At 56.5% G+C, this 26,208-nt stretch carries 24 protein-coding genes; 12 read left to right on the top strand and 12 right to left on the bottom strand.

Features of this window, described 5'->3' with window-relative positions:
- Positions 1-3: 3 nt before the first annotated feature.
- The 4 genes from dnaJ to hrcA all read right to left on the bottom strand — a co-directional run bounded on the left by dnaJ (position 4) and on the right by hrcA (position 4,798).
- Positions 4-1,131 carry a molecular chaperone DnaJ gene (gene dnaJ / locus EKD05_RS10800; protein WP_129672504.1) on the bottom strand — a complete coding sequence of 376 codons (1,128 nt, stop codon included), beginning with the start codon at positions 1,129-1,131 and terminating at the stop codon, positions 4-6.
- Positions 1,132-1,162: 31 nt separating this feature from the next.
- Positions 1,163-3,034: a molecular chaperone DnaK gene (gene dnaK, locus EKD05_RS10795; RefSeq protein WP_129672502.1), complete on the bottom strand. Its 1,872-nt coding sequence runs from the start codon at positions 3,032-3,034 to the stop codon at positions 1,163-1,165.
- A 45-nt stretch (positions 3,035-3,079) separates the two neighbouring features.
- Positions 3,080-3,607 carry a nucleotide exchange factor GrpE gene (grpE, locus tag EKD05_RS10790; protein WP_240695729.1) on the bottom strand — a complete coding sequence of 176 codons (528 nt, stop codon included), beginning with the start codon at positions 3,605-3,607 and terminating at the stop codon, positions 3,080-3,082.
- 84 nt (positions 3,608-3,691) lie between these two features.
- Positions 3,692-4,798, bottom strand: a complete 1,107-nt coding sequence (gene hrcA, locus EKD05_RS10785; RefSeq protein WP_129672498.1) for a heat-inducible transcriptional repressor HrcA — start codon at positions 4,796-4,798, stop codon at positions 3,692-3,694.
- 267 nt (positions 4,799-5,065) lie between these two features.
- Between hrcA and EKD05_RS10780 the strand changes: the two genes are divergently transcribed.
- The 5 genes from EKD05_RS10780 to EKD05_RS10760 all read left to right on the top strand — a co-directional run bounded on the left by EKD05_RS10780 (position 5,066) and on the right by EKD05_RS10760 (position 11,036).
- Positions 5,066-7,228 carry a hypothetical protein gene (locus tag EKD05_RS10780; protein ID WP_165360683.1) on the top strand — a complete coding sequence of 721 codons (2,163 nt, stop codon included), beginning with the start codon at positions 5,066-5,068 and terminating at the stop codon, positions 7,226-7,228.
- Between the two features lie 328 nt (positions 7,229-7,556).
- Positions 7,557-7,976, top strand: coding sequence for a 30S ribosomal protein S6 (gene rpsF / locus EKD05_RS10775; RefSeq protein WP_129672494.1), 420 nt, complete (start codon positions 7,557-7,559; stop codon positions 7,974-7,976).
- 42 nt (positions 7,977-8,018) lie between these two features.
- Positions 8,019-8,480, top strand: a complete 462-nt coding sequence (locus EKD05_RS10770) for a single-stranded DNA-binding protein (RefSeq protein ID WP_129672492.1) — start codon at positions 8,019-8,021, stop codon at positions 8,478-8,480.
- Positions 8,481-8,754: 274 nt separating this feature from the next.
- Positions 8,755-10,122, top strand: coding sequence for a peptidylprolyl isomerase (locus EKD05_RS10765; RefSeq protein WP_240695728.1), 1,368 nt, complete (start codon positions 8,755-8,757; stop codon positions 10,120-10,122).
- Entirely contained in the window at positions 10,122-11,036 is a 915-nt protein-coding gene (locus EKD05_RS10760; protein WP_129672490.1) for a PH domain-containing protein, read from the top strand. Before EKD05_RS10765 ends, EKD05_RS10760 begins: the two co-directional genes overlap by 1 nt.
- 265 nt (positions 11,037-11,301) lie before the next feature.
- On the opposite strand, the gene EKD05_RS10755 is transcribed toward EKD05_RS10760, so the two are convergent.
- Positions 11,302-12,051, bottom strand: a complete 750-nt coding sequence (locus tag EKD05_RS10755) for a hypothetical protein (protein ID WP_129672488.1) — start codon at positions 12,049-12,051, stop codon at positions 11,302-11,304.
- Between the two features lie 448 nt (positions 12,052-12,499).
- Between EKD05_RS10755 and EKD05_RS10750 the strand changes: the two genes are divergently transcribed.
- Entirely contained in the window at positions 12,500-13,450 is a 951-nt protein-coding gene (locus EKD05_RS10750; RefSeq protein WP_129672486.1) for a threonine/serine dehydratase, read from the top strand.
- On the opposite strand, the gene EKD05_RS10745 is transcribed toward EKD05_RS10750, so the two are convergent.
- The 7 genes from EKD05_RS10745 to EKD05_RS10715 all read right to left on the bottom strand — a co-directional run bounded on the left by EKD05_RS10745 (position 13,447) and on the right by EKD05_RS10715 (position 21,414).
- Positions 13,447-14,490 carry an ATP-binding protein gene (locus EKD05_RS10745; RefSeq protein ID WP_205703915.1) on the bottom strand — a complete coding sequence of 348 codons (1,044 nt, stop codon included), beginning with the start codon at positions 14,488-14,490 and terminating at the stop codon, positions 13,447-13,449. The two genes, EKD05_RS10750 and EKD05_RS10745, sit on opposite strands and share 4 nt — an antisense overlap.
- Positions 14,490-14,774 carry a DUF503 domain-containing protein gene (locus EKD05_RS10740; protein ID WP_129672482.1) on the bottom strand — a complete coding sequence of 95 codons (285 nt, stop codon included), beginning with the start codon at positions 14,772-14,774 and terminating at the stop codon, positions 14,490-14,492. The genes EKD05_RS10745 and EKD05_RS10740 overlap by 1 nt, the downstream gene beginning before the upstream one ends.
- Positions 14,775-14,777: 3 nt before the next feature.
- The gene (locus EKD05_RS10735; protein WP_129672480.1) at positions 14,778-15,440 is read right to left on the bottom strand and encodes an LON peptidase substrate-binding domain-containing protein; all 663 of its coding nucleotides are present in this window, start codon (positions 15,438-15,440) and stop codon (positions 14,778-14,780) included.
- A 66-nt stretch (positions 15,441-15,506) separates the two neighbouring features.
- Positions 15,507-16,703 carry a bifunctional ornithine acetyltransferase/N-acetylglutamate synthase gene (gene argJ, locus EKD05_RS10730; RefSeq protein WP_129672478.1) on the bottom strand — a complete coding sequence of 399 codons (1,197 nt, stop codon included), beginning with the start codon at positions 16,701-16,703 and terminating at the stop codon, positions 15,507-15,509.
- Positions 16,704-16,717: 14 nt separating this feature from the next.
- A complete protein-coding gene (locus EKD05_RS10725) occupies positions 16,718-17,923 on the bottom strand; it encodes a class I SAM-dependent rRNA methyltransferase (protein WP_129672476.1) in 1,206 nt (401 codons plus the stop codon).
- A gap of 113 nt (positions 17,924-18,036) precedes the next feature.
- Positions 18,037-18,981 carry an A/G-specific adenine glycosylase gene (locus tag EKD05_RS10720; protein ID WP_129672474.1) on the bottom strand — a complete coding sequence of 315 codons (945 nt, stop codon included), beginning with the start codon at positions 18,979-18,981 and terminating at the stop codon, positions 18,037-18,039.
- Positions 18,982-18,990: 9 nt separating this feature from the next.
- The gene (locus EKD05_RS10715) at positions 18,991-21,414 is read right to left on the bottom strand and encodes a bifunctional (p)ppGpp synthetase/guanosine-3',5'-bis(diphosphate) 3'-pyrophosphohydrolase (RefSeq protein WP_129672472.1); all 2,424 of its coding nucleotides are present in this window, start codon (positions 21,412-21,414) and stop codon (positions 18,991-18,993) included.
- Positions 21,415-21,779: 365 nt separating this feature from the next.
- Between EKD05_RS10715 and rpsB the strand changes: the two genes are divergently transcribed.
- The 6 genes from rpsB (at position 21,780) to EKD05_RS10685 (ending at position 26,175) form a co-directional block, all read left to right on the top strand.
- On the top strand, positions 21,780-22,499 hold the full coding sequence (gene rpsB, locus EKD05_RS10710) for a 30S ribosomal protein S2 (protein WP_097650831.1): 720 nt from the start codon (positions 21,780-21,782) through the stop codon (positions 22,497-22,499).
- An 82-nt stretch (positions 22,500-22,581) separates the two neighbouring features.
- Positions 22,582-23,109 (top strand): translation elongation factor Ts, encoded by a 528-nt coding sequence (gene tsf / locus EKD05_RS10705; protein WP_129672470.1) that lies wholly within the window; start codon positions 22,582-22,584, stop codon positions 23,107-23,109.
- 81 nt (positions 23,110-23,190) lie between these two features.
- Entirely contained in the window at positions 23,191-23,922 is a 732-nt protein-coding gene (pyrH, locus tag EKD05_RS10700) for a UMP kinase (protein WP_129672468.1), read from the top strand.
- Positions 23,923-23,973: 51 nt separating this feature from the next.
- Entirely contained in the window at positions 23,974-24,531 is a 558-nt protein-coding gene (gene frr, locus EKD05_RS10695; RefSeq protein ID WP_129672466.1) for a ribosome recycling factor, read from the top strand.
- A gap of 71 nt (positions 24,532-24,602) precedes the next feature.
- Positions 24,603-25,313 carry an isoprenyl transferase gene (locus EKD05_RS10690; RefSeq protein ID WP_129672464.1) on the top strand — a complete coding sequence of 237 codons (711 nt, stop codon included), beginning with the start codon at positions 24,603-24,605 and terminating at the stop codon, positions 25,311-25,313.
- Positions 25,314-25,344: 31 nt separating this feature from the next.
- The gene (locus EKD05_RS10685) at positions 25,345-26,175 is read left to right on the top strand and encodes a phosphatidate cytidylyltransferase (RefSeq protein ID WP_240695727.1); all 831 of its coding nucleotides are present in this window, start codon (positions 25,345-25,347) and stop codon (positions 26,173-26,175) included.
- The last annotated feature ends 33 nt before the right edge of the window (positions 26,176-26,208 follow it).

Here is a 26,208-nt window from a genome sequence, read left to right as displayed (position 1 = left end):
GTTTTAGCGACGAAACGCATCTTTAATGCGCCCGAAGAAGCCCTCATCATGATCACTCTGGTCTTCCGGATCAAAAGTCCGGGCCAGTTCCTGAAAGAGACGCCGTTGCTGGTCATTCAGTTTCTGGGGGACGACCACACGAGTCACGACGATCTGATCTCCGCGTCCCTGCTGACGCAAGAAGGGAACACCTTTGCCCCGCATCCGAAAGGTCTGACCAGTCTGCGTCCCCGCCGGAATGCGCAGGCGTTCGGTGCCGTCAATCGTTGGCACGTTGAGTTCTTCACCCAGGGCGGCCTGCGCAACATTGAGCTTCAATTCCAGGATGATATCGTTGCCTTCGCGCAAGAAGAGGGGGTGCGGCTGCACATCCAGGGCTACATAGAGATTGCCAAACGAACCGCCCCGCGGCCCGGCTTCACCTTCGCCACTGATGCGAATTTGTTGGTTCCCATCAACCCCAGCAGGCACTTTGACGGTGAGGCGCCGCGTCTGACGCATCCGGCCTTCGCCACGACACTCCCGACAGGGAATTGGAATCACCGTGCCCGTGCCATTGCAGTTGTCACATGTACTCACCGTGACCATGTTGATGAACGGGGCACGCTGACGCATCTCACCTGTGCCATTGCATTTCGGACAACGCACAGGATCAGTTCCCGGTTCGGCTCCATTGCCTTTGCAACTCGGACACGTCTCGAGACGGCGATATTCAATCTCTTTCTCCACCCCAAAGATGGCTTCTTCAAACGTCAACCGCAAGCTGTACCGCAGATCGGCCCCACGTTGTGGCCCGCGCTGCGTGCGTTGCCCTGCGGCTGCACCACCAAAAAAGGCGTCAAAAATAGTACTGAATGGATCGCCATTCGCAAAAGGGTCACCATACCCACCACCAGGCCCGCCCGGAGAATTATGCCCAAAGCGATCATACATGGCCCGTTTCTGCTCATCCGAGAGCACCTCATAGGCTTCGTTGATCTCTTTGAATTTCGCCTCGGCATCTGGTTCTTTGCTAACATCAGGGTGATACTGGCGTGCCAGACGGCGAAAGGCTTTTTTTATTTCGTCTGGTTCAGCGGTGCGGCTAATCCCGAGGACTTCGTAGTAGTCACGCTTTGCACCCGTCGTCATACGCTTCCTCTCGACTCTTTACACGGACTACTCAATCAACTTTATATTCGCCATCAACAACGTCGTCACGTGCAGGTTTGCCCTCTGCCCCTGTCGCATCACCAGCATACATCGCCTGACCAACGCGCTGAATGATGACGCTAAGTTCAGCAGTTCGGTTGCGAATAGCCTGTTCGTCTTCCGCCGCCAGCGTCTCACGCAACACGCGGATCTTGTCCTCGACCTCAGTACGCGTCGGGCCATCGACCTTGTCACCCGCCTCGCGGAGCGTACGCTCAGCAGTGTAGATCATGCTGTCACCCGCATTGCGTGCCTCAATTAACAGCAGGCGCAGACGATCTTCTTCAGCGTGCAATTCCGCTTCTTGCACCATCTGATCAATCTCGCTGTCGCTCAACCCCGACGACGCCGTAATGGTGATGCGTTGTTCGGTGCCTGTCATTTTATCACGGGCGGTCACATTGACAATGCCGTTGGCATCAATGTCAAACGTGACTTCGATCTGCGGTACCCCACGCGGTGCCGGTGGGATGCCAGCCAGTTCAAATTTGCCGAGACTCTTGTTGTACCGCGCCTCGGCTCGCTCACCCTGCAACACATGAATTTCGACGCTATTTTGATGATCACTGGCCGTCGAGAAGATCTGACTCTTGCGCGTCGGGATGGTGGTATTGCGTGCGATCAGCGGCGTCATGACCTTCCCTACGGTCTCGATCCCCAGCGTCAATGGCGTGACGTCAAGCAGCAATACATCTTTGACTTCACCACCAAGCACACCCGCCTGAATGGCCGCACCGATGGCAACGACTTCATCAGGATTGACCGTCTTGTTCGGTTCTTTGCCAAAAAATTTGCGCACTGCTTCTTGAATCGCCGGCATCCGCGTCTGCCCACCAACCAGAATGACCTCGTCAATCTGCGCCGGCTTCAACCCGGCATCATTCAGCGACTGCCGTACCGGCGCCATGCTGCGGTCAATGAGATCGCTCGTCAATTGCTCGAGGCGCGCCCGTGTCATTGTCTGACTCAGATGCTTGGGCCCATTCGCATCAGCCGTAATGAACGGCAGATTGATCTCGGACTGTCCTACGCTCGATAGTTCCATCTTGGCCTTCTCGGCCGCCTCTTTGAGCCGTTGCAACGCCATCCGATCCTGACGCAGATCAACACCCTGGTCTTTCTGGAACTCGCTGGCAAGCCAGTCAATAATGCGCTGGTCAAAGTCATCGCCCCCCAGGTGCGTATCACCACTGGTCGCTTTGACCTCAACCACCCCATCACTCAATTCAAGGATCGAAACGTCGAAGGTTCCACCACCCATATCATAAACCACCACGACCTCGTCCTGGCCCTTTTTATCAAGGCCATAGGCCAACGCCGAGGCCGTCGGCTCATTGACGATACGCAGCACTTCCAGCCCGGCAATCTTGCCCGCATCTTTCGTCGCCTGGCGTTGACTGTCGTTGAAGTAGGCTGGCACAGTAATGACCGCCTGGGTCACCGACTCGCCAAGGTAGGCTTCCGCATCAGCCTTCAGTTTCTGTAAAACCATGGCCGAAACTTCGGGGGGCGCATACTCTTTGCCATTCATCGTCACCCGTACATCACCATTGGATGCACCACTCAATTTATAAGGCACGAGCACCGTGTCCTTCTGGACGACGGGTTCGCTGAATTTACGCCCGATGAACCGCTTGACCGAGAAGATCGTATTCTCAGGATTCGTGACAGCCTGACGTCGCGCAACCTGGCCGACGAGACGCTCGCCAACTTTATTCATCGAAACTACTGAAGGGGTCAGACGAGCACCTTCAGCGTTAGGGATCACGACTGCTTCGCCTGCTTCCACGACGGCGATCACCGAGTTGGTTGTTCCAAGATCAATGCCGATGACTTTGGGCATATGCTTGTCTGTTGCTCCTTACAAAGATCGTAGCTCGTGCCTCGCCTAGCCACGGCCTACTTTGACCATACTAGCACGAAGGACACGGTCACCTAATTTATATCCTTTTTGCAACTCGCCCGTCACTTTGCCATCTTGCCCTTCGGCATCTTCATAAATGACGGCTTCATGCAGGTTCGGGTCAAAATCCTCACCAACGGCTTCGATCACTTTGACCCCTTCACTCTCAAGCACCGTACGCAGTTTGTGGGCAATCAACTGCGTCCCACCCCACCACGACGTCTCGGCAATCTCAGGCGGAATATTCTCAATCGCTCGCTCAAAATCATCCATTATCGGCAACAATTTGAGCAACAACGCCGAACTGGCGCTCCGAATCAATTCGGAACGCTCAATTTCAGTTCGTCGCTTGAAATTTTTATAATCAGCTGCCGCTCGCAACCACTGATCACGAAATTCGGTAGCCTGCTCTTGCATATCAGCCAGACGGGCTTCCAGATCCTCTTGCGGTTTCTGCGTCTGCTCTTCGCTCGCTTCAGCCGCTGGTTCCACAATGTGCTGATTCTCGCTCATGATCCTCCTCAATTCTTGCATCTCCACTACTTGTATGCAAGCATATAAACATGTAGCTACTACCTGATTCATCCCGAAAAACTATTAGCTTTCAGGTGAACGTTGATCGGCATGATATAACTCGGCCAGGAGATCACTCATCAGTGATGAAATATACCGCACGCTCGAAATTGAACGTGGATAGGCCATGCGGGTAGGCCCAATGACCCCCAGCACGCCTGTCACGGCTCGTTCAACTCCATAACGTGCTAAAATAACACTGTATTCTCGCATCTCGTCGGCACTGTTTTCACCACCAATAATCACTTGTACTCCATCCGAGGCCAGTGCCTGCGGTATCAATAACCCGAGGCCTCGACCGCTCTTCAAAATGTCAAGCGCTCGACGCATCCGCTCAACCGCTCGTTCGGCATCCTCACGCGCCAGCGCAGGGATGAATTCGGGTTGGCTGAGCATCTCGATCAAGCCATCGCTATAGATCTGCTCCTGAGCCTGCGCTTCAAATGCATCCATCGCCCTGGCAACGAGATCAAGCACCTGACGCTCAAACTCACCAAATTCTGAACCTTCTTGCTGCTGATCTCGTGTCAACAGATCTTCAACATCACTCAATTCAAGATCGGCAAGCACACTGCTGATCCGCGCCGCACAACGACGCAGATCGTCGGGTGAACGCACCACATCAAGCGCCATGGTCTGCTGCTTCACAACCCCGCCATGAAAGACGAGCACCGCAAGGGCCATCGTATCATGAATCGCTACCAGTTCAACCTGGCGAAAGCGCAGCCGATCCGCTGAACGCGGCGGCGTCACCACCGAGGCGTTCTGGGCCGTGCGCGCTAGCACTGAACCAGCAAGCTGAATCCATTGATCTAGCTCACCGCGTACCTGGTAAAACTGATGCCGAATCATCCGCTGCTCAGGCAACGAAAGGGTCGTCCGATCCATGAGATTCTCGACAAAAAAGCGGTATCCTATATCGGTCGGGACTCGCCCCGCCGATGTGTGCAGATGCATCAGATACCCTAGCTCCTCAAGCGCAGCGAGTTCGTTCCGTACGGTCGCAGGTGAGACGTTTAAGCGGTATTTGCGTACCAATGTCTCTGAGGCAACTGGCTGCGCCGTCTCAACAAATTCCTGGATGACGAGCTTTAAGATTGTCTGTCTACGTTCAGTAAGCCCCGACGACATAGCCATCTACCCTATCAGGGTCGCGTGGAGATCCGCCGCGCCTGCTGCCCCTCTGTTTAAGCCCAGGTTTGGCACTCTCGAAAAGAGAGTGCTAAAGTCAAAAGTTAAAGGATTGGCGTGCATTCGATGCACGCCATGACGTATTCTACCACGATCTTCCCCGCTCTGGCAAAAAAGTCGCCGAACCCTCAAAATGGTATACTTTGGCTATGATGAACCCGTTCGAAGGAGCCGCGAGCAGCGATAAAATAGTAGCGGTGAAGCAGCATGACTTTGCGTAAACATATCCTCGTAATTCTTGCCTATGCGCTCTTTGGCTTGATCCTCATGGCACCTGTGTTGCCCTCTGTTGATCAGGCTATCCCAGGTGGTGCAGTGGCCGCGATTGATGGGTGGCAGCATGTCTGGCACGTCTGGTGGGTTCACTATGCCTTCGCTCAGGGCATGCATCCTCTCTTTACACCCCTCCTCTATTATCCCGAGGGGGTTGACCTTGCCCTGCATCCGTTGAACCTGAGCAATGGCTTGCTCGTCTTCCCTGTGACGGCGCTTGCAGGTCCACTGGCGGGCTTCAATGCGGCCGTTCTGTTGGCGCTCACGCTTGCTGGCCTCGCTGCGTTCTGGTTTGCCCGTCAACTCGGGGCCCAACCAGGGGTGGCGTTTGTGGCAGGCCTGATCTTTACTTGGTCACCCTACCATATGACCAAGGTTTGGGACGGGCAGCTAGAATTGATCGCGGTTCAATGGCTCCCTCTCTATGCCCTCTTTCTCTTGCGCACTGTGACCCGCCCTGGGTATCGCGATCCGCTGCTCGCGGCGCTTTTTCTTGCGCTCATTGGCTATACGAGTCTCTATTATCTGCTCTTTATCGCGATCTATAGCCTTGCTTTTGCCCTGCTCGCACTTGTTGCGCCGCACAGTTTGCTGCTTGACGGGACGCAACTCGCGTCAGCACGGGCTAGCCTTGTACCAACTGCGCCCCAGCCACAACCGCTCGCCTTCCATCGGGCGATCCTGACCGGTCGTATGGCGCTCGTTGGTAGCCTCGCCCTCGCCTTGCTCTTCCCGCTGCTCTGGCCAGTCCTTGCGCCAATGCTCGATGGCCCCCGCGAGAGCGTCGGGCAAATTCAGCGTGATGCGTTTCTCGTGAGCCGTTCGGCAAACTTGCTTGATCCGTTCCTGCCCAGCAATCTCCATCCTCTCTGGGGGCCAACCATCCACGCGCTGGGGCAACGCTGGCATCCTGATATAGCCGCCTGGAATGTTGCCCTTGGGTATACGACCCTTGCCCTGGCAAGCCTTGGTACGTTCGTTGCCTGGCGCACAGCCTGGCGCTGGTTCTGCCTTGGCTTGCTTGGCCTCCTCTTTGCTTTTGGCCCTGTCTTGACCGTGGGCGAGTTCGAGACTGGCATCCCGCTGCCCTATCTGCTCTTGCTTAATCTCCCTGGGCTTGGCATTGCCCAGCGCCCCGGCCATTTTGTGATCATCACTAGTCTGGCCCTGATTCCTTTGACCGCCTATGGGCTTACCTGGCTCACAACGTTGCTGACGCTGCGCCATGGTTCCCGCGCTGCCTATGCGTCGCTCTTCCTGGTGACCGCCCTGATCGCCTTTGAATATGTCACGCCACCGCTGCCCCTACAACGCTCTGATGTGCCGCGAGTCTATCAGGATCTCGCCTCTCAACCAGGAGCCTTGCTGGTGCTGCCTGTTCGCCAGGATAGTTTTTCCCTCCGCGCCCAACTCGTCCATCAACGTCCCATCCTCGGTGGGTATCTCGCCCGCAATCCTCCGAACCGCTGGGCCGAACACCGCCCCGCGATCCGTCAACTCTGGCGGATGGAACCAGAACCAGATCGCTTGCTTGCGCCCGGCGCTCAAGGCCCTATGATCCTGGATGTTTATGGCATTCGTCAGGTGCTCGTCCACTGGGATCAGTTGCCCCCACAAATGCACATAAACGTTGCAGCCGCCCTGAACCAAGCCCTGCCAGGCCTAGAGCCAACTCCAACCATAACCACAACCACGTATAGCCTCTACCATATTCCTGCGACCCAACAGCAACCCTTTGGTTATTTCGCCGAAGGATGGTACCCCGAAGAACAGGTCGGCGAGCAAAGTTGGCGCTGGATGAGCCAAGAAGGGGTGCTTGCGCTCCTGAATCCCTCCAACGAACCCACCATGATCCAGGTGCAGATGCAGGCCGAAAGTTACCAGGTCGCACGCCAGGTCCAACTCGTGCTCAATGCCCAAGCTCTTGGCACATGGCAGGTTCCCGCGCAACCAGCGCATGCAGCGACCATCCTGAGGCTTGTCGTGCCCCCAGGTGAACATACCCTTTACCTGCGTGCCCCGGCTGACGATAATCCCCATTACAATGGCCCCCTCAGCATCGTGCTCACCAGGATTGAAGTAGGACTGTCGCCCTGAAACACCCCAGGCGGACGTTGCCATCACCCTGCCGCCACGATAGGGCGATTGCATCTTCCGTGTATGCAGCACCCCGCCAGGGTACCCCTGGCGGGTGCCCTGATAGAGCGTATTTTTGTATCCGGTTTCGTATGATGCCATCACCCGGCTACCACGACAACGCACATTGCGTTGTCGTGGTAGCCATGCTATAATCCACCGTTGGTATGAGCAGTCTTCTGGAATGTATGGTGCATTACTACTGCTCACTATCTTTCGGTTCCACCGCACCTCTGGGTCGCGCAACCCCAGAGGATAGACGAGTGGGACATCACCAGAGGAGGAAGGTGTGCGCGAACGTCGTCGTGAATATGAACTTATGATTGTGATTAGTCCGCTGAATGCAAACGAAGAAGGGGTCACTGCAACCCTCGATCGCTTGCGCGACACCATTCAAACCGCCGGTGGTGAAATCACGGGCATTAATCAGTCGCCCCCCTGGGGCCGCCGCAAGCTCGCCTATACGATTCGTGAATATGTCAGCGGTGAAGCGAGCCGACGCAATTTTAGTGAGGGCTACTACGTCTTGATCAATCTGACGCTCAGTGCTTCCAAAGTGATTGAGCTCGAACGTACGATTAAGCTCACCGATGCGATCCTGCGCCACCTCATGACCGTCATTGAGCCGAAGGGTGTGCAACCCGTGCCTGATAGTCCTGATGCGAGCGATGAGGAGAACGATGAGGTTGTTGAAGAGACCGAGGCCTGAGTCCTGGATAAACCTTGATGGCGTGCGAGCGGAGTAGCAGTAATGGCACGTGACCTCAATAAAGTGATGATTATTGGTCGACTGGGCGGCGATCCAGAAATGCGTTTTACTCCGTCAGGTAGCCCTGTGACAACCTTTCGGGTTGCCGTCGGGCGTCAGTGGCGCGATAGCAATGGCGAGACCCACGAAGAGACTGAGTGGTTTAGCGTTGTTGCCTGGAATAAACTGGCTGAGACCTGTAACCAGTACCTCAATAAGGGTGCCCGTGTCTATCTGGAAGGACGCCTTCAGACACGCTCATGGGAAGATCAGCAGAGCGGTCAGACTCGTTATAAGACCGAGTTGATTGCCAGTGATATGATCATGCTCGATAGCCGTGAGGGTCGCGCCCATCGCGAAAGTGATGAGTATCACCCTCCCCGTGATCTCCCGCGAAGCGGTCGCTCGGGTCCGCCGCCGCCGCCGCCATCGCCTGATATCGGTGACGAGGATATTCCCTTCTAAGCACTGGTCAGATCCGGTTGCTACGTACGGCAGATGCACGTAGAAGGTGGCTCGCTCAGGCGAGTTCCTTGCGCTTGCAGTCTTGCGTAGCAACCACATGAGCCAGATGCCCCCCACCTCTACCATGGCAGAGACACCAAAAAAATCGCAAGCACAGGGCAAACCGGGATCCAGGCAGCAAGCGCCTGACCAACAAACAGCCCAACCACCTCCAGAACGCCCACCTTCACGCCGCGTTGCCGCACATAAGTTGCGTGAGCAACGCCAGCAACGTATGGTGATTCTTGTGACCAGCCTTGCCCTTGGCCTCGCCCTTGTGGCGGTACTCGGTGGCCTGCTCTATGATCGACTCTGGTTGCCGAGTCGCCCCGTCGCCCGCGTCGGTGATGTGACCCTCTCGCAAAGTGACTACTGGCAAGAGCTCAGGCTCGGTTATACGCAGCAGATTATCCAGAATTTTCAGTTGCTCGCCCTCTTTGCCGGTAATCCTCAGTTTACCCAGCAGTTTGAAGGCCAGAGCCCGCAGATTGACCAGCAGATTGCCGCAATCTCGAATGCGCCGGTTGATGATACCGTCGTGGCAGGATGGCAGGATCGCCAGGTCAAACTCCAGGGTTCCGCACCCCTCGGCATCGTCGTTGAGCCTGATGAGGTGACGCAAACAATGGTGCAAGAACTGGGCGTTGCCTTCTTGCCTCCCCCTTCATCCCCTCTGGATCAGGCTGAAGAGGAACCTGCTGATGAGTCTGCGCCTGCCCCTCAACCAACCGATGATCCGGCGCTGAGTCCTACTCCGTTGCCCCCAGCAGTCGCCGCTGAACAGCAAGACCAGATTGTCGCCGAGATTTTTCGTCGCTATGAGCTCGAGTTGTCAGCCGTAGGACGTTCGCCCGAGTTGTCGCCCGCTGATTTCCGCGCCGCCCTTGATCAACAGTACACCGAGCGGGTGCTCAATCAACAATTGCAGGCCTATCTCGTCCCCGAAGCTACGTTTGTTTTTCAGGAAGAACCTGACCGCGTCGAGGCTCGCCAGATTTTGATCGGCGTTACCGTCCCCGAGGGGGCATCGCCAACTGAGGTTGAAGCAGCTTTTGCTGAGAAACGCCCCGAAGCTGAGGCTGTGCTTGCTGAGTTGCAGTCCGGGGCCGCTTTTGCCTCCCTCGTCGCTGCTTCCTCCACTGATCCTGGTTCACGTGAGCGTGAAGGAAGCCTCGGCCGCTTCGATCGCAATGGCCTGGCTGATACTGGCGTCACCTATCCCCCAGAATTGGTCGCCCAGGCTTTTGCCCTTGATGTTGGGGTGATCAGCGATCCGATTCGAACGGAGTTCGGCTGGCATATTCTTGAGGTGACGTTCCTCGAGATCCCTGATCCCGAAACTCAGTTGCGTGAGGCTCGCACTGCGGCACTTGATCTCTGGGTGATTGAGCAACGTGAGGCCCTTGGCTCAACCCGCGTGCCTCCGCAAACGCCAACGCCGACCGCTGAACCAGCACCCCCGGTTCCAACTGTGGTGCCCGCTTTCCAGCCTGGCCCGCCGACGGCGCTCCCCACTGAGGTGCCATTGGAACCCGAAGAGCCAACTGAGGATGCGAGCGAGACACCTGGGGCACTCCCCTCGCTCACTCCTGTAGTACCCTAATGCGACGCTGGAAACCACAGCCTTCATGGCGTCTCTGGGCGGCAAGTGTGCTCTTTCTGCTTATCGCCGCAGCAGCAATCTATACGCTCATTCCGGTTGGCAGAGCCCTCGCTCTGCCACCGGAAGCGTGGCCGATCAATGCTGAACTCTTTGCACAGGGGTTGCTTGGCTTGGCTCTGCTGAGCCTAGCCGGGTCATTTGGCTATCAGATCGTTGCCACTGCCACGCTCTGGTATGGCCTCGATCGTGATGGCCTCTATATTTACTGGCTCGGCCATCGTATGGTCGTGCCGATGCAAATGATCGAACGTGTTGATAGTGGCATAACCGAGCGCGGAGCAAACGGCCATCTGTTGCAACAAATTGGCTATTTCTATGGCCGTGGAAGGCTTGCCAATGGTCAGGCTGTACAACGTTTCAGCACAGTGAATCCACGGCGCGCCCTTGGCATTCAAACATCTGCCGAGATCTATCTTATCTCACCCCGCGAGAGTGCTGCCTTTATCCAGGAGTTGGAACAGCGGCGGCGCATTGGCCCGATCCAGCAACTGACGCCTGGCCTTGAGGCTGGTCCGATCTTTTTCTATGCCTTCTGGACTGATAAGGTGGTGCAACGCGCCCTCGTGCTTGCCGTGGTGCTTCATCTCGCCCTGGTCGGGGCGATGATGGCGCTCTATCCATCCTTGCCCGCTCTGATCGACATGCAAGCCGATCCCAGTGGTCAGGCCCTCGGCAGTGCCCCTCGTTACCAGATCCTCTTTTTGCCGCTCGCCAGCGCTTTACTTGGCTTGCTCAACCTTGGCCTCGGGCTTGCCCTCTACCGACGCACATCCGTCGGCGCGAGGTTGCTCCAACTGACAACGGTAGGCTTGCAGATTCTTTTTCTGATCGCGGCTGTAACCATTCTTCTGTAGAGCTGTGGAAGACCTCACAGGTCTTCAAGATATGTGGGTCTCGGGCGGGTTTTGCTGCTTAAGCGCAGAGCGAAGGTTCCCCCGTGCATATCGCTGAACCTGCACTGTCTCGCTGCGCCCAGCCTCTTTCCTGGTTGCTCTCGCCTGCGTCCTTCGCTTAGGCATGTTTCAGCATTGGGTATGCTTGCTTGACCGTTTGGAGTGCCGACTTCAGTCGGCTTTTTACTGAGCCGACTGAAGTCGGCACTCCAAACGGTCAAGCTCGTTACTTGTCAAGCTTGGCCCAGAAGGCGCGTTGATGATCCGTTACAGCCTTCTCGATCACTTTTGGTGGTAAAATACGCAGGCGAATAAGGATTTGACCAAGACTCAGACGCTGGCCCTTTTGATCCAGCCGGATCTGCTCGATCAGGGCTTTTTCGAGTTGTTCAGGGGTAATCAGTTGTTGTTCCACTAAATATTCGCCGAGCACCTGAGGCGCAATCCGCAGACTACTGCGCTCTTGCTGCTGAATGATCAGCGCACGGGCTAGTTTGCTCGGCGTGATGAGTTTCTGCCGCAGCAAGATCTGGCCCAGACGACGATCCGTGATAATAGCCATGCCATCACTCTGCATCTTCAGCACTTCTTGCAGTTCTGAAGGCGTGATTGCTTGCATGCCAACCAGAATGTCGCCAAGGAGTCGGGCTCGGGGTTGTTCGTGAAAGTAGTTCGTTTTTACATCAGAAAGCAAGCGGAGCGTTTCGATCTCACGCAGCAGCGCCTGGGCATTGACATTCTCTGGTTCGACCACCAGCACTGCTTTCAGCCATTCCTCACGGATTGTCTGATCTTCCGGCGCAAGAACTGCCGCTCGTTCCAGGCAGTCACGTCGCTGGCGTGGATCACCCACCAGGCGACTCAACGACAACCAGGTATCCAGGCATTGATGGCCTTCAAGCAAATGTTGCCGTAATGCAGCAATGTCATTGCGATCACGCGCAATGATGGGGCAGGGATATGGGCACACTTTCATTCCTCAGCCTCGCTCACTCGTAAAGATCTGTGATTTTTCATTATACACTGATGTATAGCAATCGTACATAACGAAAACCTGAAGATTATGATGAGACGATTGTCACCCATGCCGAGCCTGCACACGTTGCAAGCCAGCCACATGCGCCAATATAACCATCCTAGACGATTTGTGTCTGAGGAGTGCCGGCTAATGGTCTTCCCGAAATGAATCCGGTCGCGCCCGCGCAGGCGGGCTTCGCTTCCCCTAGCCGAGGGCTTCAGCCCCACGGCATCGGGCTCATAGCGGATCATTTCCTGTAAAACCATACGCCGACTCTCCTGCTTACAATCCAGATAAGACTGCTATCGCAACACTGCTGACTGTATCCAGCACCGTGTATTATAGAAGTGGATACAGGGTGTCATCATCTTATTCGCTTTGATACCCTTCCAGAAAGACTAAACCTATGCTTACGCCTGCTGATATCCTCACGGCACACCGCCGGATGGCTGGCATCGTCTATCCGACCCCCCTCGAATATAGCCGACCGTTGACGCGTCTGGCCGGGGCCGAGGTCTTTCTTAAACTCGAGTGTGCGCAGGTCACCGGTAGCTTCAAAATCCGGGGGGCCGCCAGCGCCCTCCTTTCAGGCGAAGGGCGCTGGCCGGTCGTCGCCTGCTCTGCCGGCAATCACGCCCTCGGGATCGCCTATGCTGCCGCCCACGCCGGGATTGATGCAACCCTCGTCTTACCTGAAAATGCGTCGCCCGCCAAAATTCAGGCCTTGCAACGCTACCCAGTCAACCTGCTCTTCCTTGGCAAAGATTATGATGAAGCCGAGGCCGCAGCGATGCGCCTCGCCCATGAAGAAGGCCAGCGCTTTATTTCACCCTATAATCACCCCGATGTGATTGCAGGGCAGGGAACCCTTGGCCGTGAGATCCTGGACCAGTTGCCCAATGCCGAGGTGCTGGTCGTCAGTGTTGGCGGCGGTGGCTTGATCAGTGGCATCGGCATCTGGGCCAAGGCTATCAATCCCAAGCTGCGCCTTATCGGGGTGCAGGCTGAACATTCCGCAGCGATGCATGCGTCGTTGCAAGCGGGACACCTTGTGCAGATTCAGCATCGCCCCACGCTTGCCGATAGCCTCGCGGGCAATGTCGAAGCTGGCGCGATGACGTTTCCCCTCGTCCAACAACTGGTCGAACGCATTGTGCTGGTGAGCGAGCCGCAAATCGCTGCCGCTATGCGCTGGCTGCTCGATGAACACCATCTGCTCGTCGAAGGAAGTGCCGCCGTGACCATCGCAGCCCTGCTCGAAGGCTTGATCCCCGGGCTAGCCCGTCAGCGCGTGGTCGCGCTGCTCTGCGGGCGCAATGTTGCGACCGAAACTGTGTGTGCCGTGATGCATAGTTAGACACGCTCTTGTTCAAACTGGCTTAGCGTGGTCTGGTTTTCTGCCTCACCTGCCATCGTTTCATCAGAAGGTATGATCACGTCGAGCGCTTGTTCGATCAGGGTGCGCTCGGCATGCTGCCAATGCGCGTGCGCTTCGAGTTGCACACTCTGGCGTTGCTGCAGGGCAAGTGGGGCAACCCGACGCAGGTCTTCAGTTGTGACAAGGCTACGAAAATCAGCGGCCGCCCGTGCCCGTGCACCTTCAAGCAGGGCGATCTCGGCTCGATGCGATGGAACCTTCAACGCCTGCACCAGCGCAAGCGCCTGCTCTTCGAGTTGAGGTGGCACCACCACATGCGGCAGAATTGCCCTCGCTGCCTCGATCTCCGCAGCAAGCGCCGTCGTCTGCGTGGCATAGGCAGCCCGAAAAGCTTCGGGATCAAGCCGAAACGCTTGAGCCCGCCGGTAAACCTCTAGGCGCTGCTGCCGATCATCGAGTGGCCCCACCCAGACCCGCAAGCCAAACCGATCCAGAATCTGTGGGCGCAGGTTCCCCTCTTCCGGATTCATCGAACCAATCATGACAAAGCGCGTTGGAAAGAGGCGTGTCATTGGCCCCCGCCGCACCAGCGTGCGCCCCTGCGCTGCCGCATCAAGGATGGCATCAACCACATGGGCATCCAGCAGGTTGATTTCATCAACATAGAGCAGGTTGCCATGCGCTCGCGCAAGCACGCCTGGCTCAAGCAGAACCTGGCCCTGTTCCAACGCCACCCGCTCGTTGATGCCCCCGACGACATCTTCTATCCGCGCATTCAGCGGTAATTCAACCAGCCGCATCCGCCCGGGGCCAGCTTGCTCTTCGCCCGCTGCTGAGGTGTCTGCAACGATTGGCATTACATCAAGCAGGCCGCGCACCGCCGTGGTTTTGCCCACACCATACGGGCCGCTGAGCAAAACACCCCCAATGCCAGGGTTGATCAGGCCAAGCACCAACGCCGTCTTTAATTCAACCTGACCGACCAGCGCAATGAAGGGGAAGGGCAGGATTGCTTCCATCAAAGCATCTCAATCTCGTAGGCCCCGATCGGACAATCGGGGCGCTGGCGATCAAGAAAACGGATCACCGCTTCGAGTTGACCATGCGCATACGCCTGTGACGTCGCCACACACGCAATGCCAAAGACCGTACTCTGCCAGATGTCCTGATCATCAACCTCGGCAATCGAGACATTGAACTCGTTGCGTACACGCGTCAACAGCGATTTGACCACCTGGCGCTTCTCTTTGAGCGACAAGGCCATCGGAATTGACATTTGGAGGGTACAGACACCAATAATCATAGCTTAATTTAGGCTGCCAAGACCAGCAAACCCTTGCCCTGCGTCATCCTGGCTACCCGGCATCAGCGCGAGTTCAGCCCGAAGATCAGACGCCATTTCATACAGCCGCGCCAACAGCGGCGCTTCAAGCCAGTGCTGTTTGCGCGCGAGTGAAACCTGCAAACGATCCGCAAGCTGATACGCCATCGTTGCCGGATCGCTCGGCAATTCGTCAGGTTCGACCGGGACACCCGTCGCAACCTCGACAGCCTTCCAGTACCGCAGATATATCGCCCGTAGCTCTTCGGCAGCCTTCGCCACCCCGGGGGCAACCTCCTCTTCAAGCACTTGCACCGACGCAACAAGATAAGGATGCCGCTGCGTAATCTGACGGATGATGAAACGCTCGCGCCCGACCGCCGTCAACAGAAAGCGCCCATCCTCAAGCCGCACGTTCGCACTGATCTCCGCCGTTGTCCCGACCAGATGTGGTTCCGCCGGAGCACCACCCAGACGCCCTTCTTCGACTTCATCACCCGCACGAATGAGCACAATCCCAAAGGGTGTTCGTTGTTCGATACACTTACTGATCATCGAACGATAGCGTTCTTCAAAAATATGAAGGTTGATTGTCATCCCCGGAAAGAGGATTGTTCCAAGAGGAAAGAGCGGTAACTGACGACTCATAAGTTCCTTGCCATGCTGGTGCGTCTCTGGCGACGGCTACCCGCCCTCAGGTGCAGAGCGCGAGTTCTAATCTTCATGCCACGTACACGACGTCATGGTTACGTCAACTGGCCCCATATGGAGATCAATAATCAACTCAAGTTCAGGGCTAGAGAAAGCCTGGATCAACGCAACTGGATCATGCCTTGCCACCATGCCAGCATGCAGAACAAGCACGCTGCCAATGCGCAAATCAAGCAACTCGGGCCGCAGTCGGCTCGGACTGGAGCCGACGGCGGCAAGCACTGGCCCCCAGTTGGGCAAGCCACGCCTCAGTGCGTCACGGAGCGAACGAGAAGCCGCGATACGCTCGGCAACTGACCGAGCGGTCTCTTCACTCGACGCCCCGCGCACACGTATATGCATGATCTTACCACTACCTGCGGCATCACGCACGATCTGCTGGGCCAGATCCCCACAAAGTGCATCGAGGGCCGTCTGGAACGTGGCAAATTCTCGCGAGTTGCTATTGGTCATTGGCGGTCCCTCGGCAGCACCATTGGCCATCATGATCACCGCATCGTTGGGACTCATCTCGCCATCAAGATTCAGCCGATGGAAGCTGTGCCGTACGCTCTGTTGCAGCGCCTGTTGCATCAGGCGCTGCTCAATCGGCAAATCGGTCGTAATGACAACAAGCATTGTAGCCAAGCGTGGATTGATCTGCCGCGTACCTTTGGCCATCCCGGCCAGAATGCCGCGTTGCCCTTCACGAATCTGCAACCGATAGACCCGTTCTTTGGGCCGCGTATCAGTCGTCAACATCGCCACCGCTGCCCGCCGCCCACCGCCGCTATCCAGTTCGCTCACCGCCCGCTTGATCCCCTCACGCATGCGCGGCATCGGCAACGGTATCCCGATCAGCCCGGTCGAGAGCAGCAAAACCGCATCCCGCGAAACTTCCAGTTCATCCGCCAGGATTTTGGCACACTCGACAGCATCATTCAAGCCAGGTTGCCCTGTGCCTGCATTCGCCTGACCCGAATTGATCAAGATTGCCTGAATCGCTTCGCGATTCCGCGCAAAGATCGCCTGACTCAAAAAGATCGGGGCCGCTTTGGTCAGGCTCGTGGTGAACATCGCTGCTACCCGCGCCGGTCGGTTCGAAGCAATAAGCGCCAGATCCCGCGCTTTGCTCCCCTCTTTTAGGCCACACGAGACGCCCGTTGCACGAAAACCGAGTGGACTGGCAATATGTCCATCTTCAAAAATGGTGTAACTCATAAGCAGACCGCAGGTTACCAGACACGACAGAGCAACCCTTTGAGGTATTCGCTCTCGGGAAAAGTAAGCAACACCGGATGATCAGGACTCTGCGTGAGACGCTCGATCAGTTGCACCTCGCGCCGGGCATCACGCGCTGCTCCAGCGACAATTTTCTGGAAGAGATCCGGCGCAACCAACCCCGAGCAACTGAAGGTTGCCAGGATGCCGCCTGGCCGCAGCAACTGCATCGCCAGCAAGTTAATATCCTTGTAGCCACGAGCGGCCCGTTCAAGGTGACGCTGACTATGGGCGAATTTTGGTGGATCAAGGATCACGACATCAAAGCGACGCGCTTGCTCACGATACTGGCGCAAAACCTGAAACATATCACCGTCGACCAGTTCTGCGTCAACGCCGGGGGCATTGGCCCCGACATTCGCCCGCGCCAGTTCCAGCGCTGCCGCTGAGCTGTCAATCAAGGTCATCCGGCTGGCCCCCGCTCGCGCCGCAGCAACACTGAACCCCCCACTGTAACAGAAACCGTCAAGCACCTCAGCTTGTTGGCAATACACGGCAACCCGTTCATGGTTATACGCCTGATCGAGATAGTGCCCGGTCTTCTGCCCACCCGCCAGATCAACTCGCAGCACCGTGGGGAAACCCTGCTCTCGAACTCGCGTCAGTGGCTCGACCAGCACATGTCCCTCGGGAGGTCGCCCCCAGAGCAAACCCTCGTGCGGTGTCAGTCCCTCTCTGGCGCATATCTCCGCATCACTATGCTCATAGATGCCCTCGGGTGCCAGCATTTCTACCAGCAACGCGATGAGCGTATCACGGCGCTCGACCATCGCCGGGATCAAGCACTGGATGCTCAGGTATTGACCATAACGATCAACAATCAGCCCTGGCAAGCCGTCGGCTTCGCTAAACACGAGACGACACGCATGGTGGGGCGGTGAGGCAAGGTGGGCACGACCGGCAAGCGCCCTGGTTAGCCGTGACCGCAGCCAAGCTTCATCAAGGGGTTGCTCGGCCTCCCAGGTGGCAAGCCGTACCTGAATCTGTGAGTTGGCACTGTAGAACCCGCGGGCCAGCCATTCACCGTTGGCGGCATACACATCAATGGGTTGTCCATTGTTCGCGTTGCCACGCACAGCCGCAATTGCCCCTGAGAAGACCCAAGGGTGCCGCTGTTGTAACGAGCGCTCGCGCCCTGAACGTAAAAGTATGCTTGGCATCAGCGTCCTGATCGTATCTCTGTGGATGCATAGTGTAGCAGAGCGATAGAGAGAGGTCAAGCCTTCTGCATACGGACGAAGTTTTAGGCTCGAGGATGGAGCCGTTCGGCTGCTCACGGCAGCCGAACGGCTCCATCCTCCATCACCACCAATCCATCACGAACGAGCCCTTGCACCAGTTCATCAAGCCATGCCATCTCATCAGGCGTGAAATCTGCTTTGAGTTGCGCACCAAGGTCAGCAAGCGGAAGCGAGCACTCTGGGGGCAAGGTGCGCAGCAGGTCAACAATCCGTCCACGATACCAGCGCCGTGAACCAACAAAGGGTGTTTCAGACCGGTAAGCGGCTCGCTGCTCGGCGGCCCGTTGTTGGGGTCGGGCCGACTGCGTAGGCGGAAGGCCCCCCATCGCCAGCAGGGTCACAGCATCAGCCACCTGCCACTCAGCGTAGGCCCGACACATAGGCCGCACAGGGCAACGCTGACACGCCGGGGTCGTAGCCGTACAAATAAGCGCTCCAAGCTCCATCAAGGCCTGGTTCCAGGCCCATCCCTGACCCGCAGGCACCAGGCGCTGGGCCACCGCGAGCAACGCACGCTCGCCGGGCGCATCGAGTTGCGCGTCCCCATAGTGTGTCCGCAGCAACACCCGGCGGATGTTCGTATCCATAAAGGCAACATCCTGCTCAAAGGCAAAGCAAGCGACGGCCCCCGCCGTATACGGACCAACCCCGGGCAACTGGCGCAGCAACGCCACATCACGGGGAAAGACCCCGCCATGCTCTTGCCAAACCATCTGGACTGCACGCTGCAGATTCACCGCACGGCGATTGTAACCAAGGCCCGCCCAGCGACGAATCACCTCGGCAGTGGGGGCTGCAGCCAGCGTGGCAAGATCGGGAAAGGCCGCCAGAAACGCCTCGTACTTTGGCAACACCCGTGCCACCTGGGTTTGCTGGAGCATCAACTCGGCAACGAGAATGCGATACGGATCGCGGGTACGCCGCCAGGGCAAATCACGAGCATGCTGGGCAAACCAATCAAGCAGCGCCGTCTGCATTGCTGGTGGTCACCCTTTACCTGTGCCGCTTTCACGGCGGGCCTCGATCACATCGGCGATACGGTTCAACTTATCAAGCAAGCTGGAAAGCTGGGTAATTGTCTGCACCGTCACGAGCAAATGCAGCACGGCACGCCCAGCATGCCGGGTATGCCCTTGTTCAACCTTCTCGATATTGATCCCCGCGTCGGCCACCACAATCGAAATATCACGCCAGAGACCGACCCGATCCCACGACTCGATCCGGATCGGCACCGAATAGCCCTTGGGAGATTGGCCGCCCCAACTTAGATCGATCAAGCGCGCACGGTCGGGTTCATTCAGAATCGTACGACAATCAGCCCGATGCACCGTTACCCCACGGCCACGGGTCACAAAGCCAACGACTGGTTCACCGACCACCGGATTGCAACAACGGGCCAGGCGATTATGGATGGCACCGACACCAATGACCTGTACGCCAACCGACTGATTCAGATTAGCTGGTGTGCCTTTGGGTAGCACCATGGGCAGGGCTTCCGACGGTTGCTGTTGCTCGACCTGTTGAGCCAGCGCCTTTTGGGCCACGGTGCGGGCCGTCAATTCACCCGAACCAACCTGATTGAAGAGATCATCATTTGACCGCGCACCAACCAGATCGACCAGATAATCGAAACTGATGGTCAAACCCAACCGCTTGAGTTCCTTCTCCAGGAGATCACGGCCTGCTGAAATATTTTCTTCGCGTTCAGCACGGCGGAAGTACCGTCGAATATGGTTGCGGGCGCTCGGCGTCTTCACAAAATTAAGCCAATCGCGGCTCGGGCCACGATTCGCTTTAGCCGTCATAATATCAACAATCTCGCCATTCTGCAGATGATAGTCAAGCGGCACCATCCGCCCATTCACCCGCGCACCAATGCACCGATTGCCAACCTCTGAGTGAATATGATAGGCGAAATCAACCGGCGTACTACCTTCGGGGAGATCGATGATCTTGCCACGCGGGGTAAAGACATAGACCATCTCTTCCAGTTCGGGCTTGAGACTCTCGACAAACTCACGGGCATCAGTCAACTCGATCCGCCACGAAATCAATTCGCGCAGCCACTTGATCTTAGCCTCGTAATTCTGATCGCTGCGATTAGCAAAGCCCTCTTTATAGCGCCAGTGTGCGGCAATACCGTGCTCAGCCACCGTATGCATACCCTCAGTGCGAATCTGGATCTCGCAAGGATGCCCACCGCCGATAATCACCGTTGTATGGAGTGACTGATAGCTACTCTCTTTGGGAACCGCGATATAATCATCAAACTCGCTGAGCACCGGTGTCCACATACTATGCACAAGCCCAAGCACCCGATAACAAAGGCCCTTGGACTGATTCATGTCACTCTCTTGGACAATAATCCGGATCGCGAGCTGGTCGTAGATCTGCTCAAGCGGGACACCCTTGCGATCCATCTTGCGCCAGATCGAATAGATATGTTTCGGGCGTCCATTCACCTGGGCACGAATGCCCTCTTTATCAAGGGCTTCGCGCATCTTTTTAATCACGCGCTGAATAATGCGCTGACGAGCATCTTCGCGGAGACTCAAGCCATTTTCAATCTCGTGATAATGTTCAGGATGGATCGCCTTAAACGCCAGATCTTCGAGTTCAGACTTGACCTGCCACATCCCGAGGCGATGCGCGAGGGGGGCATAGATATCGAGGGTTTCACGCGCAACACGACGTTGTTTTTCAGGCGAGGTTGAGCCAAGGGTGCGCATATTGTGCAGGCGGTCAGCGAGCTTGATCAAGATCACGCGTGGATCATCAGCCGTCGCAATGAACATCTTGCGATACGAGCCAGCCTGCATCTCTTCTTTCGTCTTATGTTCAAGGCCTGAAAGTTTGGTCACCCCATCAACAAGATGCGCAAGGGTCGCGCTAAAATAGGTTTTAATGACCTCGAGATCAACCCCGGTATCTTCGACCACATCGTGCAAAAGCGCAGCAGCAACCGACTCGGCATCAAGCCGCAATTCGAGCAAGATCGAGGCCACCGCAACAGGATGATCAATATAGGGCTCACCGCTCTGGCGATACTGACCAGCGTGAGCAATCAAGGCCAGCGCATAAGCCCGTCGGAGCAATTCGGTGTCAGCATCGGGCAGATACTCCCCCAGGCGGGCAATCAGCGCCTCAACCGTAGGGCTACGGTAGGCATCGAGGTAACGAGCCCGTATCATCTCCGCTGTAATCTCGGCCTGCTCTTTTTTCGTGAGTTGTTCAGCGATGGATTGAATCATAGGCAACTGAAGGATAGGATGGGGCGAGAAGTGATCTGGTTGGAGGTACAGCGCAGGTGGTTGCTGGCTACGACTCAAAGCCACAGCCTTGCCCGGCAGCGAGGGTTTCACACGAGCCTCACTAGCCGTATGATCACCAACAGCAACAGGAGTATCCATTGGTCACCGTATCCTCTCACGGCTGCGCGGCACATAGGCACCTGCCAGGTGATCGCAGGCCAGATGTTGTAGAACACAAACGCGGTCGGCGACTTTCGCCTGACCGCGCCTCTATATCCTTCGATCGTCTGCGATCAAAACTATGCTTTTGTAATGGTATCCATTAGGATAACACCGGCTTATAGCGTTGTCAAGAAAAATTTGCCCCACTGTAATGCTTATGCTATACTGATCGGCGGCGTGTGCAAGCGCCAATACACACATCTCAGCGTTGCGATCATCTCCTGCCAGCTCGGGCTGGTTCAGATCGCAAGAGGCCTGGGATGGCGGCTGGAAATTCCAGGATGTTCAAGGAGGATGGAGAAATGACCCAGACAACCCCACGTGTTGTCTCGATCAAGGCCTTGCTAGAGGCTGGCGCACACTTTGGTCACCAGACCAACCGTTGGAACCCGAAGATGCGTCCGTATATTTTTACGGCGCGCAATGGCATTCATATCATTGACCTGCAAAAGACGGTACATAGCCTGACGACGGCGTATCGTTTTGTGGCTGATATGACCGCCAGGGGCGAAAAGATCCTGTTTGTTGGCACCAAAAAGCAGGCCCAGGAAGCAATTGCCGAAGAGGCAACCCGCGCCGGTCAGTACTATATTACGCAGCGCTGGCTCGGTGGTACGTTGACAAACTTTGCAACGATCAAAGGCCGGCTCAAACGGCTCGCCGATCTTGAAGCCCAACGCGATCGCGGTGATTTCAATAAGTTGACCAAAGCTGAAGGGCTGAAACTCGAAGAAGAGATTGGCAAACTCAATCGCGTCTTTGGTGGCATCAAGACAATGGAACGTCTGCCAGCAGCGATCTTTGTGGTCGATCCCCATAAGGAGGATCTGGCGATCAAAGAGGCTGCCGTTGTCGGTGTACCAGTCGTGGCAATGGTTGATACGAACTGCAATCCCGATCCGATTGAGTATGTGATTCCGTGCAACGACGATGCTATTCGGAGCATTCGTCTGTTGACGAGCAAAATCGCTGATGCAGCCCTCGAGGGCCTCCATCGGCGTGAGTCCGCTCACCAGGGCTAGCTTGGGGTGGTTGCGATTGATCAGCAAGTAGCCTGCGCGGGGGCGTGCTCGGCGCAGGCGTAGCGATACAAGGAGCGAATCTGTGGCTGTTTCGATTGAACTGGTGAAAGAGCTCCGTGAACGCACCGGTGCCGGTATCAAAGAGTGCAAAGATATTCTGGAGCAGGTCAACGGCGATATAAACAAGGCCATCGAGATTCTGCGCGAGCGTGGGATCGAAGCCGCCGCCAAGAAGACGAGCCGCGAGGCCCTCGAAGGCCTCGTGGGGGTCTATGTACACTATGGGTCGCGAGTCGCCGCTATGGTTGAATTGAATTGTGAGACCGATTTTGTTGCTCGTACCGAGGCGTTTGTGACGCTCGCCAATGGCCTTGCCCAGCACGTTGTCGCGCTCAATCCGCTCTACCTGAGTGAAGCCGACATCACCGAGGCGATTGTACATGAGAGCGGTTTGCCCCGCGAGCAACTGATTAAAGAGCAGGTGCTGCTGGCTCAGCCTTTTGTCAAAGATGCGTCACGCACGATCCAAGAGATGCTGACCGAAGCGATCGCCAAGCTCGGTGAAAATATTGTCGTGCGCCGGTTTGTCCGTTATGAGATTGGTGCCTAGTCAGGGCCATGAAACCCAGGTGGGCGACAGGTACCACCAGTCCACCACCTGGGTTTCATATCCCGTTGGGATAGAGGCTCTATGCAACAGCCAAAGTATCGCCGGGTCTTGATCAAGCTCAGTGGTGAGCAGATCAAAGGGACAGATGAGGTGGTAAGCTATGATATGCTTGACTACCTGGCCCGTGAAATCGGCGTGCTGCATCAGTACAAAGTAGATGTAGCCGTTGTGATTGGTGGGGGCAATATCTGGCGCGGCAATCAGTCAATTGCCCGTGGGATGGACGCTGCCCAGTCACATTATATGGGCATGCTCGGTACGATCATCAATTCCCTGGCCCTCCAGGATGCCCTTGAACGGCATGGGCTCGATACACGGGCGATGACGGCCATCCAGATGAATGAGGTCGCTGAGCCGTATATCAGGCGCCGGGCAACCCGCCATATGGCCAAAGGCCGGGTGGTCATCCTCGCCGGTGGAACCGGTAATCCTTACTTTACCACTGACTCGGCCGCAGCTCTGCGTGCCGCTGAACTCCACGCTGATGTCATCTTGATGGCGAAAAATGGTGTGGACGGGATCTATACGGCTGATCCGCGACGCCATCGCGATGCAGTTAAACTTGATCACGTGACCTATATGGATGCCCTGAACCGTGGTCTCGCTGTGATGGACTCGACGGCCCTGACGTTCTGTATGGATAATAATATTCCGATCATTGTGTTCAATGCCCTGGAAGCAGGGATGATTGAGCGCATTGTGCTTGGTGAACGGGTAGGCACCCTGGTCAGCAGTCAGGCAACTGAACGCTGACGATCTGAGAAATTTGTGCGTAGCGAGTTCTGGTAATGTGAGGAGGGTGTGATGGTCAATGACGTCACCAGTGAGTATGAAAGCCAACTGAAGAAAGCGCTTGAAGCCTTGCGCCATCAACTGGCAACCGTCAGAACCGGTCGGGCTTCGTCGGCGCTGGTCGAGCATATGCCCGTCGAGGCCTATGGCGCACCGATGCCGCTGAATCAGATTGCCACGATTGTTGTCCCCGAAGCCCGTTTGATCGTGATTCAACCGTTTGATAATGGTATGATTAAAACGATCGAGAAGGCCATTCAAAATTCTGATCTTGGCATTAATCCCAGTAATGATGGGCGCGTTATTCGACTCGCCGTGCCCCAGTTGACCGAAGAACGTCGCCGCGAACTGGTCAAAGGTGTGCGCCATCGCGTCGAAGAGGTGAAGGTCTCGGTACGCAATCAACGTCGTGATGCGATTGATCAACTCAAAGAGTTTGAACACGAGAAGATGATTAGCGAGGACGAGTTGCACCGCGGCCAGGAACGTATCCAGCAGTTGACCGATAAGTGCATCGCTGAACTGGAACACATTGGCAAAGAGAAAGAGGCTGAGGTTCTGGCGGTCTGAAGATGACCCAGGTTCTCAGGAGCGCCGGGGCTGGATCTCCGGTTCCCCTCGCTAACAAAGAGGCGTCCTGTATGACCACCCCAGACGGCGGACGCATCCCGAACCATATCGCGGTGATTATGGACGGCAATGGGCGATGGGCACGCCAGCGTGGTTTGCCGCGCCTTGCCGGTCATCGCGCCGGAACTGAGAATATTCGTGCGATTGTAAACGAAGCCCACCAGATCGGGGTGCGCTTTCTGACTCTGTATGCGTTTTCAACCGAAAATTGGAATCGGCCCTCACTTGAAGTGCAGGGGTTGATGCAGATCTTGAGCGATTTCATTGATCGCGAAACGCAAAATTTGCACCGGCAGAATGTGTGCTTGCGCCACCTTGGACGACTCCAGGGCTTGACTCCGTTGCTTGCACGCAAGGTGCAACAGGCCGTTGACCTGACCCGTGAGAATACGGGGTTGACCCTGGCGATCGCCTTCAATTATGGCGGGCGCCTTGATATTGTTGATGCTGTGCGTGACCTTGTGGCGCAGGGCGTCGGGGCTGACCAGATTACCGAAGAGGCCATCAGTGCGCGGCTCTCGACCACCGGTATGCCTGATCCCGATCTGGTTATTCGAACCAGCGGTGAACGCCGGATTTCGAATTTTTTGATCTGGCAGGCCGCTTATAGTGAGTACTGGGTAACGCCGGTGTTCTGGCCCGATTTTCGCCCAGAACATCTTCATCAGGCAGTTAGTGAATATGGACGGCGCGAACGCCGCTTCGGCGGACTCTCCGAGTAAGGCTGGCTCGCTGACACGGCGGTTGGTCAGTGTGGCAATTCTCATCCCCCTGATTGTGGCAGCAGGCTGGTGGCCCCTCGCTACGATGCTGGTCGTTGGCGTGTGTGTCGTGCTCGCCATCCGTGAATTGTTTGCGATCTTTCGCCAGGGCGGCTTCGCGCCCCGCTCTGGCCCAGGCATCGCTGTCGGCCTCGCCTTCTGCTTCGCCGCCGCTGTCCGCCCTTTGACCTCTTTTGATGTGACCGGCTTGCTGCTCGCCCTCGCCGTGAGCCTCACCCTGATCTATGAGTTGTTGCCCGGTGATCGTACTAATAGTATTCAGAATTGGGCGCTCACCCTCGCAGGGGCTATCTATATTGGCTGGTTGCTCAGCGCGTTTATTCTTCTGACCCAACTCTCAACCCCTTTGCGCCCCGCTCCACTCGCTGGCCTCGGGCTTCCCCCTGGGACAGCCTGGCTCTTTCTTGTGCTGGCGATTACCTGGATTCAAGATAGTGCCGCTTTTTTTGTCGGGCGATCAATGGGTCGGCATAAAATGGCCCCTGTGCTCAGCCCGAAAAAGTCCTGGGAAGGCTTTGCCGGGGGGATGGTCGCTTCTATCCTTACCGCGCTCGTTGCGGTTTTTTTGATGGGTTTGCCGATTTCATATGCTGGGGCCGTCTTGATTGGGCTTGCCACTGGAATCGCCGGCCCCCTTGGCGACCTCTGTGAGTCTTTGATCAAACGCCAGCTTGGCGTCAAAGACTCTGGTACCTTGATCCCTGGTCATGGGGGCATCCTTGACCGGATGGATAGCCTGCTCTTTACCGGGCCAGTGGTCTATTATGGTGTGGTGTTGGCGCTGACTTTCACTTCGTCTTGACGCTGCCCCTCAGACTCGCTACACTACTTTGAG

It is taken from the genome of Candidatus Chloroploca sp. Khr17, assembly GCF_004138165.1.
Lineage (GTDB): Bacteria > Chloroflexota > Chloroflexia > Chloroflexales > Chloroflexaceae > Chloroploca.
This window is presented reverse-complemented; position numbering and strand designations above follow the sequence as displayed.

What these genes read in the sequence shown, in the direction of transcription:
- EKD05_RS10755 (WP_129672488.1), bottom strand. Translation starts at nt 12,051, where the DNA reads ATGAAAGTGTGCCCATATCCCTGCCCCATCATTGCGCGTGATCGCAAT.
- EKD05_RS10770 (WP_129672492.1), top strand. Translation starts at nt 8,019, where the DNA reads ATGGCACGTGACCTCAATAAAGTGATGATTATTGGTCGACTGGGCGGC.
- EKD05_RS10765 (WP_240695728.1), top strand. Translation starts at nt 8,755, where the DNA reads ATGGTGATTCTTGTGACCAGCCTTGCCCTTGGCCTCGCCCTTGTGGCG.
- EKD05_RS10735 (WP_129672480.1), bottom strand. Translation starts at nt 15,440, where the DNA reads ATGAGTCGTCAGTTACCGCTCTTTCCTCTTGGAACAATCCTCTTTCCG.
- EKD05_RS10780 (WP_165360683.1), top strand. Translation starts at nt 5,066, where the DNA reads ATGACTTTGCGTAAACATATCCTCGTAATTCTTGCCTATGCGCTCTTT.
- rpsB (WP_097650831.1), top strand. Translation starts at nt 21,780, where the DNA reads ATGACCCAGACAACCCCACGTGTTGTCTCGATCAAGGCCTTGCTAGAG.
- dnaJ (WP_129672504.1), bottom strand. Translation starts at nt 1,131, where the DNA reads ATGACGACGGGTGCAAAGCGTGACTACTACGAAGTCCTCGGGATTAGC.
- dnaK (WP_129672502.1), bottom strand. Translation starts at nt 3,034, where the DNA reads ATGCCCAAAGTCATCGGCATTGATCTTGGAACAACCAACTCGGTGATC.
- EKD05_RS10690 (WP_129672464.1), top strand. Translation starts at nt 24,603, where the DNA reads ATGACCACCCCAGACGGCGGACGCATCCCGAACCATATCGCGGTGATT.
- EKD05_RS10745 (WP_205703915.1), bottom strand. Translation starts at nt 14,490, where the DNA reads ATGGAAGCAATCCTGCCCTTCCCCTTCATTGCGCTGGTCGGTCAGGTT.
- frr (WP_129672466.1), top strand. Translation starts at nt 23,974, where the DNA reads ATGGTCAATGACGTCACCAGTGAGTATGAAAGCCAACTGAAGAAAGCG.
- pyrH (WP_129672468.1), top strand. Translation starts at nt 23,191, where the DNA reads ATGCAACAGCCAAAGTATCGCCGGGTCTTGATCAAGCTCAGTGGTGAG.
- EKD05_RS10750 (WP_129672486.1), top strand. Translation starts at nt 12,500, where the DNA reads ATGCTTACGCCTGCTGATATCCTCACGGCACACCGCCGGATGGCTGGC.
- grpE (WP_240695729.1), bottom strand. Translation starts at nt 3,607, where the DNA reads ATGAGCGAGAATCAGCACATTGTGGAACCAGCGGCTGAAGCGAGCGAA.
- EKD05_RS10715 (WP_129672472.1), bottom strand. Translation starts at nt 21,414, where the DNA reads ATGGATACTCCTGTTGCTGTTGGTGATCATACGGCTAGTGAGGCTCGT.
- EKD05_RS10740 (WP_129672482.1), bottom strand. Translation starts at nt 14,774, where the DNA reads ATGATTATTGGTGTCTGTACCCTCCAAATGTCAATTCCGATGGCCTTG.
- argJ (WP_129672478.1), bottom strand. Translation starts at nt 16,703, where the DNA reads ATGAGTTACACCATTTTTGAAGATGGACATATTGCCAGTCCACTCGGT.
- EKD05_RS10720 (WP_129672474.1), bottom strand. Translation starts at nt 18,981, where the DNA reads ATGCAGACGGCGCTGCTTGATTGGTTTGCCCAGCATGCTCGTGATTTG.
- hrcA (WP_129672498.1), bottom strand. Translation starts at nt 4,798, where the DNA reads ATGTCGTCGGGGCTTACTGAACGTAGACAGACAATCTTAAAGCTCGTC.
- EKD05_RS10760 (WP_129672490.1), top strand. Translation starts at nt 10,122, where the DNA reads ATGCGACGCTGGAAACCACAGCCTTCATGGCGTCTCTGGGCGGCAAGT.
- EKD05_RS10725 (WP_129672476.1), bottom strand. Translation starts at nt 17,923, where the DNA reads ATGCCAAGCATACTTTTACGTTCAGGGCGCGAGCGCTCGTTACAACAG.